Here is a 10,405-nt window from a genome sequence, read left to right as displayed (position 1 = left end):
GGACAACTCCATTTCGCCTTAATAGGGTTCAACCCTACTTCGCTCGGCACATGCAACGTCTCTACAATGCAATATAATCGAAGGAAAAAAGCCAGTGACTCAAAATGTTTATTTCACCCGAATCTCCCAATAAACAATCCCATCGGTTTCGCCAATTTGTGAAAAGCTGTTGTTGCGTAACACACGCTGCGAAGAAAGGTTATTTTTTTCGGTATTTGCCAAAACCTTCATCACACTCGATTGTGTTTTTGCCCATTTAAGCATCTCGCCAACGGCTTCGGTCATGTAGCCTTTTCGTCTAAACTCAAAGTGTGTACCGTAGCTGATTTCTATTTCTCCATCAATGTTGGGTTCGCCTTTGAAGCACACATCACCTACCATTTTGTTGCTTTCTTTCGAGATAATCGTCCAAAGTGTGGAGAAAAGGTAGTTTTGGCGTTCGTCCGCTACATGCGGAATAATGCCGTAGTCGAGGGCTTCACGGAGTTCGGGAGATATACTTCTCGGAGATTTTTCGGTATTGAGTTCTTTTTCTAAAGAATCATCTAAATTGCTGTATTTGAGTAATTGCTCGTAAGTCAGCGGTCGTAAAATCAGGCGTTCGGTTTCTATCATTGCTTTAGCATCAATCTTCACGAATCACATCAACTTCTACTGCCACTTTATGCTCACCCGAACTAAAAATAATACCTTTAAGTGGTGCGACATCGGCATAATCTCGACCATAGGCCGTAACGATATGCTTATCGCTCGGAATGAGGTTATTAGTTGGGTCAAATTCGCACCAACCCATTTCGGGAATATAAACCGAAATCCAAGCGTGCGATGCATCCGAACCTTGTAATTTAGGCTTTCCTTTTGGCGGAATTGTTTCGATATAACCACTCACGTAGCGAGCTGCCAAACCAACGCTTCGCAAGCACGCAATGGCCAAATGTGAGAAGTCTTGACATACACCTTTGCGTTCTTTCAAGACGGTTTTGAGGGGTGTATTTACACTCGTAAAACCTGATTTAAACTGAAATTCGTGGAAAATTTTAGCAGAAAGTTTACTTACACCCTCAAAGAGCGGCACATTGGGCGAAAGACAAGTTTCGGCAAAAGCCTTAATTTCATCGTCCCATTTGATAAACTGACTTGGAAGTTGATATTGCAAAACCTCAATTTTTAAAGCATTGTCATTCTGAAACTTCGTTTTTGCTTCCTCACACGTAACCGCACTTATAGCCATGGAAGTTCGGGGTAATATCTCAATTTCACTCGAAGCAATCACTTTCAATATTTTATGCGACTCGTGCAAAGAAAAATAATGCTGAGTATTACCAAAAAAGTCTTTGCGGCCATAGACCTTAGTGGGCTGTGGCTCAATTGCTAAATCAAAGTTGTGGCATAGTTGAGTGGGCTGCGATAGCGGTTCTAAACAAAGCACACTTTGGTAATTATCAACAGGATTTACATAAGTATAGACCGTTTGGTGCCTTAGCTTATATTTCATCTGAATTTATTTTTTCAATGGTATCTAAAAACGAATGTTGTATGACCGAATGATTGAAGTATAAGCTTGCAAGATTACCCGTAACGTTAGAAATCAAGTCGAAAACCTGTTCTAAGGTTTTGTCGAGTTCCGTGCGATATTGCGTATCTTCATCTGCTTTTATCATGCTTTCGGCATCAAAAAGTTTAATGAGCGTTCCTGCTTCTAAGACCGTTCTTTCGGCTATGTTCAATCGGGTTGAGTCAATATTCTTTGGTAATTTTGCTAAACAATTCGATAAAGCATCGAGCAAATAAGCCAGTGTATAAGGCAGATTTGTCTCTAAGAAAACCATATTTAGCACCGCAACCAAGCTCCAATGAGATTTATAAATATGGCGGTATTGGGCCAAAAGATGATGGTTTTCTAAAACTGCTTCCATCAAAACGGTTTCTACTTCATCGTTATTTTTGAAGCTAAACGCCGACCTCAGTACCGAAATGAGCGATAAAATTCGTTCAATATTTTTACCCGCTTCGAGCAAATAAAAACCGCTGTCACGTGGTAATGTCTCGAAAATATTGCCATAAAAAGCAAAAAGTCGAGTATAGAGCCTGTCCAAACTGTGGCTTACTTGGTTGATACTGTGCGAATCTCGAAGCGATTGCAGATTATCTTCAATTAAGTTCAAAATTCGGCGAGTATCAGTATTCCACTTGTCACTTACTTGATTCGATGTACGCAAGAAAGATTGGATATTATAGGCAACCGAACCCACTTTTCGAGGGTCGTTGATTAAGCTAAACAACTCTGGTTCGGGGTTTTCCAAAATCGAATCGTCTTCTTCGTTCGTGAAGCCAGGGTAACTCCAAGTCAGATGTGTGATTGATTTGAGTAAAACCACCAAGTATTCCTGTTGCTTTTTACCTTTATCGTTTACGTTTTCGTTGAGGCGGTCAAGCACGATTTTCAAGAAACTCGTCAAGGCCATTGTTCGCTCAAATAAGCGTCCGACCCAAAATAAATTCTCGGCATTTCTGCTCGTGAGTGAGTTATTGTGCTGATTATTAGTTGCTTTGCGTACAACTATTCGTTCGTAATGCTCGGTTGGTGTATCGGTTACAATCCAAGTGTCTTTCGATAATCCGCCCAGTTGATTAGATATTACAAACTTATCTTTTACGGGTGAGCTACGAGTGAGGCCGCCTTGCATTACTTTATAGTCATTGCCGTCAGATACCAAAAAAGTTCGGATAGCAGCAAAACGAGGCACTAATTTTCCATCAATCAACGAAGGAGTGGTAGAAAGACTTACTTCTTCTTGAGCCACAAAATCTTTCGGATTTTGCAAAATCATCTTACGAAGTTTTTCCAGTTCATCTTTGCTCATTTGTCGCCCATAGAGCGACTTAAATCCTTGCTTGCGGTTGGCTTTTTTGATGATAAGTCGGTGTAAATTACTCAGCACGAAGTTCAATTCTCGTGGTTGTCCGCACCACCAAGTGGCTACCGAGTTCATCAGTAAAGGTTCATCGAGCAGGAATTTACAAGCATTCTGCATAAATGCCAACAAACCGTAATTTTCTACGACACTCGTGCCGGGTGGATTTACAACTGCCACATTGCCCATACGCATGACTTGCAGCAAACCCGGTACACCCAAAAGTGAATTTTGGCGTAGTTCGAGTGGGTCGCACCAATCATCGTCCACACGTCGGATAATGACATCTACACGCTCCAGTCCATCAATAGATTTTAGCCAAACAAAGCCATCTCTGACCAATAAATCACTGCCTTGTACGAGCGTGTAACCCAAATAAGATGACAGGTAAACATGCTCGAAGTAAGTTTCATTGCCCGCCCCAGGGGTCAGATAAACTACATTTGGGTTTTCGTTGGAAATATTTCCCAGCGTGGCTACTGTTTGCTGTAGATGGTTGAAATATGGCGAGAGCCTATTTCGATAAATATTTTTATTGAGTTCGGGAAAAACCTTCGCCATAACCGTGCGGTTTTCGAGGGCATACCCCGAACCTGAAGGCGACTGTGTTCGGTTATCGAGCAACCACATTTTACCATCTGGCCCACGAGCCATATCGCAGGCATAAATCAGTAATTGATTTTGTAGTTTTTGCTTAATATCAAAACAAGGCAGTAGAAAGCCCGAATTATCAAAAACCAATTCGGCAGGAATGATATTCTTTTTTATCAATAATTGTGGCCCATAAATATCTCGAAGAATCAAATCGAGTAAATGAGCTCTTTGTTTGATTCCTTTTTCGATATTTTGCCATTCTTTTTGGTGTATCAAAAACGGAATCGGGTCGAGTTTCCACGCACGATTTCCGCCATTATCGGCATTATAAACATTGTAGGTAACACCGTTTTCTTTGAGCTTATTGATGATTTCTTGGTTTCGCAGCTCCAACTCTTCCATACCAATCGACTCCAAAGTATCGAAAAGGCTTCGCCAATGAGGTTTCACCTGACCATTTTGGTCGATTACTTCATCATAGGAATTGATTGTTTTTTTATATGAATTGAGCAGGCTCAAAGATAAATCTTCTATCATTTATTACTTTTAAAGGTCATTCACAAAATAATGCTTTTTAAGTGGAAAAAACCAATAAATTCTTTAATTAAACAAATAAAATGCTTGGTGATGGTACTGAGTATTTGTACTTAGTTGATTGCGTTGAAGCTATTTAATATTTTTACTCCCGCCGATTTCGCTGAAAACCGCAGAAATTACAAACTTTTTTCTGCGATTTTCAGCGGTTTCAGTGGGATATTAAAATTACTATTTTCTATTTCTTTGCCTTCCAATAATGTCTTAAATCTAAAGTGTTTGGATATTCAGGATTTACCAATTCAATCGGTGTATCGGGCTTGAGGTCAGTTTTATTTTGAGCCACAAATCTTGAAACCGTTGGCGTATCGAATACCGGAGCGGTCTGCTCGATTGTACTCGAAGGAGTATGCCCGAAATCCCAGAAGCGACTAATTTTTCGAGATTCAGCTTCGTAACTGTTGATTGGGTACGTATCGAAACTACGCCCCCCTGGGTGCGAAACGAAGTACGTACAACCGCCCACTACTCGGTTATTCCATGTGTCAACAATATCAAAAACTAATGGAGCATCTACGCCCACATTTGGGTGCAACGCCGACGGTGGATTCCACGCTTTATACCTGATTCCTGCCACGTATTCGCCTTTTGTTCCCGTACTTCTTAGTGGAATTCGGCAACCTTTACATAATAAAATATGACGTTCTGGAATTATCCCCGAAACTTTTACTTGTAATCTTTCAAGTGATGAATCCACGAAGCGAGCGGTACCGGCATTGGTCAACTCTTCGCCCAAAACGTGCCACGGCTCAATTCCTAAACGAATTTCGAGTTGGATATTATCAACCGTGATACTTCCATGATGCGGGAAACGGAACTCAAAGAATGGGTCGAACCACGAAATATCGAAGTCATAACCTGCATCTTTTAGGTCGTTTACTACATCAATCATATCAAGATAAGCAAAGTGTGGCAATAAGAATTTATCGTGCAGTTCCGTTCCCCATCTGATGAGTTTTTTCTTGTATGGTTGTTTCCAAAACTTCGCTACTAACGCACGAACCAAAAGGTTTTGTACTAAATTCATGTGTTTGTGCGGTGGCATATCGAATGCCCGTAGTTCGAGAATTCCCAAACGACCCGTTGAAGAATCAGGCGAGTAGAGTTTATCAATACAAAACTCGGTTCGGTGCGTATTTCCTGTAATATCAGTCAATAAATTTCTGAAAATACGGTCAACCATCCAAAACGGCACTTCTTTATCTTCTGGAATTTGCTCAAAAGCAATTTCCATTTCGTAAAGGCGTTCATCTCGGCCTTCGTCAATGCGTGGAGCTTGACTTGTTGGCCCAATAAACGGACCTGCAAAAAGGTAGCTCAATGCTGGGTGATGCTGCCAATAGGTAATCAGACTTCGCAGTAAATCTGGTCGACGAAGCAGCGGACTATCTTCGGGTTTTGAAGCCCCGAGCGTCACGTGATTGCCCCCGCCAGTACCCGTATGGCGGCCATCAACCATGAATTTTTCGGTGCCTAAACGAGCAAAAAAAGCTTCTTCGTAAAGTGCTGTTGTATTATCGACAATTTCTTGCCACGACTTGGCTGGGTGTACGTTTACCTCAATCACACCGGGGTCGGGTGTTACCATCATTTTTTCGATGCGATAGTCGGATTTTGGCGTGTAACCTTCAATTCTGACTGGCATTTGAAGTTTTTCGGCCGTAGTTTCTACCGAAGCTATCATGTCGAGATAGGTTTCAAGGTAATCGGTAGGAGGGAGGAAAACATAAATAATTCCGTCACGTTCTTCTACGCACAAGGCCGTTGAAAATGTATCAACTTCAAAAAGCAACGAAGTATCTTCAGATTCTTCTTTAGCTTGTTGTTCATCTTTTTCAACTATTACGGCCTTTTCAGGGGCTTTATATAGTGGTGAAGTTGTTCCGTAGCGTTCTTCGAGCGATTGGTAATAATCGCCGAGTGGTGGTAATTCCTCAAACAGACTTCTTTCAACTGGATGCTCTCGTTTGAGTTTTGAAGTTTTGGGTAAAGATTCCAATGGTAAACGTAGCCCGATGGGAGAATTTCCTGGAATTAAATAACATTGCTGACGGCGGAATTCCCAAACACAACTCGTCCAATGAGCAGAGTCATGCTCCCATTTGAGTGGCAAAACAAAGCCCGCAGGATTATTTAAGCCTTTTTCGAGCAATTTTGCGAGTGTGTGTCGCTGAACAGAATCTTTCAGATTTACTGCCAACGGGTCGAGGTTTACTGGTAATTTACCTTCTTCTAAAGCCCAGTAGATTGGGTCTTCGTAAGTAGGCATAATGTTTTTCGGGTCAATGCCCAAATATTTTGTTAACTCTATCGCAAAGCGTTCGGCATCATGAAAAGTATATTTAGTTTCGCCTTCTTTAGCTACTAAATTATCATTTTTCCAAATCGGAAGGCCATCTTTTCTCCAATAGAGTGCATATTGCCAACGTGGGAATAACTCGCCCGGATACCATTTTCCTTGTCCGAAATGCAACAAACCGCCATGTGCGAAACGTTTTTTGAGGCGAAGAGCTAAATCATAAGCCAGTTTTCGTTTGAGAGGGCCATCGGCGGTAGAATTCCATTCGGGTGATTCAAAATCATCAATCGAAACGAAAGTTGGCTCGCCACCCATTGTTAGTCGTACATCGCCCTCGATGAGGTCTTTTTCAACCACATTTCCTACTTCCATTACCTTGTTCCACTGTTGTTCAGTGTAAGGTTTGGTGACTCTTGGATTTTCGTGGATTCTGAAAACACTATTATCAAACTCAAAACTAACTTCGCAAATATCGGTGGCACCAGTTACTGGGGCGGCACTGGCGTAATCGGGTGTACAACTGAGCGGAATGTGTCCTTCGCTGGCGAAAAGTCCGGAAGTTGGGTCGAGGCCAATCCAACCTGCACCTGGTACGTAGGCTTCTACCCAAGCGTGTAGGTCGGTAAAATCTTTTTCGGGACCAGAAGGGCCATCAAGTGATTTTACGTCGGGAGCGAGTTGTACTAAATAACCCGAAACAAAACGAGTGGCCAGTCCAAAACTACGCAAGACTTGCACCAAAAGCCATGCAAAATCTCGGCACGAACCGCTACCGAGTGAGAGGGTTTCTTCGCAGCTTTGAACGCCTGTTTCTAAGCGGATATTATATTTGAGAGCATTATACACTTGTTGATTAGCATACACCAAAAAATCGACTGTATTGATGCCTTTTTGAATAGACATTTGGTCGATAAAATGCTGCGTTTTTTCGCCAATATCTTTTGTTTCTAAATAAGGAACAAGTTCTTTTTGAAGTGTAGTTTCGTATTTGAAAGGAAACTTCTCGGCATATTCTTCAACAAAAAAATCAAAAGGGTTGATTACCTGCAAACGTGCAATTACCTCTACTTCGATGCGTAATTCGGTCGTTTTTTCTGGAAAAACCACCCTTGCTTGATAATTACCGAAGGGGTCTTGCTGCCAATTAATAAAATGATTTTCGGGAAGAACTTTAAACGAGTATCCTTCAATGGCTGTTCGAGAGTGAGCGGCAGGTCGCAATCGGAAAATATGCGGTGAAAGACTAACACTCCTATCAAATTTGTAGGCTGTTTTGTGCGAAATGGCAACTTTTATAGACATAGTGTTTTTGAAGGCTTAGAATCAACTATGTCAAGATAAATGAAAAAAAGTGAAATAGTAAATAATTAGTTCAAAACCCTTGAATAATACTATTTTCGGGTAGATTAGTGCAAGAAATAGTGGAAATAATGGTATAAAAAAATAGGCCGAGATTTATCAATCCCGACCTAAGAAATAGTGTATTTTCAATGTATTTCAAAACTCAAGCACCCACAGCTTTCTCAACCGAAGCCTTCATTTTATCAAAACCAACTTTGGCAGCTTCAAGAGCTGGCATTTTCCAGTAATCTTCGTTGAAAAGCTCTAACGAAAGTACAATCGGTACGTTTTTCTCATTTAACATCTGAAAAATTGGTGTGAGTGGAGCAACGCCATCGCCTGGGAAAACTCGGTAGCTATCATTGATTTTTTCTCTTGAAACATTGGCTGGATAATCATTTACGTGAAACATCTGCATACATTGTCCGTTGAGCATTTTTAAGGCATTAAATTCTGAACCACCTTTATATAAATGATAAACATCTGACAGTACAACTGCTTTCGGGTGTCCGCTTTCGGCGGCTACGAAAAGAGCTTCGCCAAAAAGATGCAAATTTGCCGAAAATCCCCACATTTCGAGTTGTGGCAAAACGCCCATTTCATCACCCAAATCGAGCATTTGTTTGTAGCGAGCTGCGGCGTTTTGTAAGCTAATTCCCGCTTTGTTGGTTGCTCCGAAAGGTGGAGCAGCAATACGTTTGCACCCAATTTCGGCCAGCATTCCCATTTCACGTTTGGTTTGTTCGAGGGCTTTTGTTCGTAGGTTAGGGTCGTCAACAATCCAAGATGCAAAACCAATGGCATCTTCAATGGTTAGGCCTAAATCTTGTGCCTTTTTACGCACATCTTTTAAATTCCCTCCGTTATTGGCGTACGTTTCGAGGGTTCTTACCCAAATTTCAATGCCCGAATAACCTGCTTTGGCTGCCACATCGAGTTCGGCCATCAGACCGATATTTTGCTTCATAATGGTACTGGTGTTCAAGCAATAGCTAAAATTATGTTTAGCTGTTTTTGGAGCTTGAACAGAAGCATTTTCTAAGCCAAGTGCCAAACCAGCACCCGTTGCTAAAGTTGATTTTATAAGATTTCTACGAGAAATGTTAGAAGATTCCATCTTAAATAGTTTAAAAATGATTTTAGGTTGAAATGTTGATTTTATGCAAATAAATCATTCATAGTGATTTCACTCTGGACCCACCTTAATTTATACTCATTATTTTTAAATCCATGAGTGCTTACTGCTGTGAAGAAAACTGTTTTTTTTGTTTTAGTGACTTCTTTAAATGTGCTGATTTTATGGGCTATGTCCGCTGCATACTTTTTGTCAATTACAAACTCAAACTCCGAAAATTTCATTTCGCATATATTAATACAACCGTCTTTTCGGTCAATCAATAAATCTATCTGACTTCCTTCTTCTTTTTCATCCCCTCTGAATCTCCAACTTGATTCTTCTGCGTAAATTCCAGAAATACCCAATGCTTTTTTGATTTCTCGAATATGTTTTTGACAAATTGATTCAAACGAAAACCCCGCCCAACTTTTCCATGACTGAGCATTTTGCATAAACACCCATGACTGTTTTCCTTTATTGTTTTCTATAAATTTTAGATAAAATAAGCAGTATTCATCGGTTAGTTTATAAACGAAGTCTTTTTTGTTTTTTCCGAAAGGTATATAGCCAGTCACAAAACCGGATTCTTCTAATTCTTCAATAACTAACGAGGCAGTTCCGCCCGACTTTATACTCATTTTTTGTAATAACTCATTTCGAGTTAAGCCACTATTTTTTTTTGATAATTCTCTGATGAGCTGTACATGTGTTTCATGGTTTTTAAATAACGAACGAAATAAACTATCAAATTCACCGAATAATAATCCTTCCTTCTTAAAGCACACATTATCAATGGTTTGGTTGGTGCTTTCTCCTTTTTTTACTTCTTTTAAATAGTGAGGAACACCCCCAAATGCCATATATAATTGTAAAATCTGAAATCGGTCTAAGGTAATATTTTTACTTTGCAGATACTTTTCGGTTTCCTTTAATGTAAAAGGCAGTAGTCTGATTTTTTTAGTAATTCTATTGTGAAGCCCTCCTTTGTTTTGAATTACTTTTCTAATCATCCATGAAGCAGCTGAGCCGCAGATAATAACTTTTAAATTATCTTTTTTGCTTGCCCAGTCATTCCAGAAATAATCAAATGAACTCAGAAAATCAGATTTTGGTGAATCAATACAAGGGAATTCATCAAAAAAAACTACCGCCTTTTTCTTGTCGAGAATCGGGTTTAAATAGGTTTTAAGCCTATTCAAGGCTTCTGTCCAATTGCTTGGTAGCGAAGATGGAAAGGCTGATTTAGTACTTTGGTCAAGTTTATTGGTAAAGTTTTGAAGTTGAATTTTAGTTTTAACATCGTACTGACCCGAAAATTCAAAAACTAATTCTTTCTCAAAAAACTCACGAATCAAAAAGGTTTTCCCAACTCTCCTTCTTCCATAAATAACCACTAATTCGGCATTATCCGATTCTATGACTTCCCTAAGGATTTTCTTTTCAAGTTCTCTACCTATGATTGTTTTCATCTTTATTATTAGCCAAATCTCTTACAAATATAAGGTTTTGGCTGATAATTAAAAATAAAACTCAGCCAAAATATTT

6 protein-coding genes are annotated in these 10,405 nt (G+C 40.0%); all 6 read right to left on the bottom strand.

All coding sequences use genetic code 11. The features are described from left to right. Nucleotides 1-108 precede the first annotated feature (108 nt). A complete protein-coding gene (locus tag IEX65_RS27910) occupies nucleotides 109-615 on the bottom strand; it encodes a GNAT family N-acetyltransferase (protein WP_188771705.1) in 507 nt (168 codons plus the stop codon). Nucleotides 616-625: 10 nt separating this feature from the next. After that, complete coding sequence (locus IEX65_RS27905) at nucleotides 626-1,495, bottom strand: transglutaminase family protein (protein ID WP_188771703.1); 870 nt, start codon at nucleotides 1,493-1,495, stop codon at nucleotides 626-628. Further along, complete coding sequence (locus tag IEX65_RS27900) at nucleotides 1,485-4,046, bottom strand: circularly permuted type 2 ATP-grasp protein (protein ID WP_188771701.1); 2,562 nt, start codon at nucleotides 4,044-4,046, stop codon at nucleotides 1,485-1,487. Before IEX65_RS27900 ends, IEX65_RS27905 begins: the two co-directional genes overlap by 11 nt. Before the next feature lie 235 nt (nucleotides 4,047-4,281). Beyond that, on the bottom strand, nucleotides 4,282-7,704 hold the full coding sequence (locus IEX65_RS27895) for a transglutaminase family protein (RefSeq protein ID WP_188771699.1): 3,423 nt from the start codon (nucleotides 7,702-7,704) through the stop codon (nucleotides 4,282-4,284). A 202-nt stretch (nucleotides 7,705-7,906) separates the two neighbouring features. Further along, nucleotides 7,907-8,860, bottom strand: coding sequence for a sugar phosphate isomerase/epimerase family protein (locus tag IEX65_RS27890; RefSeq protein ID WP_188771697.1), 954 nt, complete (start codon nucleotides 8,858-8,860; stop codon nucleotides 7,907-7,909). A gap of 41 nt (nucleotides 8,861-8,901) precedes the next feature. Beyond that, on the bottom strand, nucleotides 8,902-10,329 hold the full coding sequence (locus tag IEX65_RS27885) for an AAA family ATPase (RefSeq protein WP_188771695.1): 1,428 nt from the start codon (nucleotides 10,327-10,329) through the stop codon (nucleotides 8,902-8,904). Nucleotides 10,330-10,405 lie beyond the last annotated feature (76 nt).

This window comes from Emticicia aquatilis (assembly GCF_014644295.1).
Taxonomy (GTDB): domain Bacteria; phylum Bacteroidota; class Bacteroidia; order Cytophagales; family Spirosomataceae; genus Emticicia; species Emticicia aquatilis.
This window is presented reverse-complemented; position numbering and strand designations above follow the sequence as displayed.

What these genes read in the sequence shown, in the direction of transcription:
- IEX65_RS27910 (WP_188771705.1), bottom strand. Translation starts at nt 615, where the DNA reads ATGATAGAAACCGAACGCCTGATTTTACGACCGCTGACTTACGAGCAA.
- IEX65_RS27905 (WP_188771703.1), bottom strand. Translation starts at nt 1,495, where the DNA reads ATGAAATATAAGCTAAGGCACCAAACGGTCTATACTTATGTAAATCCT.
- IEX65_RS27900 (WP_188771701.1), bottom strand. Translation starts at nt 4,046, where the DNA reads ATGATAGAAGATTTATCTTTGAGCCTGCTCAATTCATATAAAAAAACA.
- IEX65_RS27895 (WP_188771699.1), bottom strand. Translation starts at nt 7,704, where the DNA reads ATGTCTATAAAAGTTGCCATTTCGCACAAAACAGCCTACAAATTTGAT.
- IEX65_RS27890 (WP_188771697.1), bottom strand. Translation starts at nt 8,860, where the DNA reads ATGGAATCTTCTAACATTTCTCGTAGAAATCTTATAAAATCAACTTTA.
- IEX65_RS27885 (WP_188771695.1), bottom strand. Translation starts at nt 10,329, where the DNA reads ATGAAAACAATCATAGGTAGAGAACTTGAAAAGAAAATCCTTAGGGAA.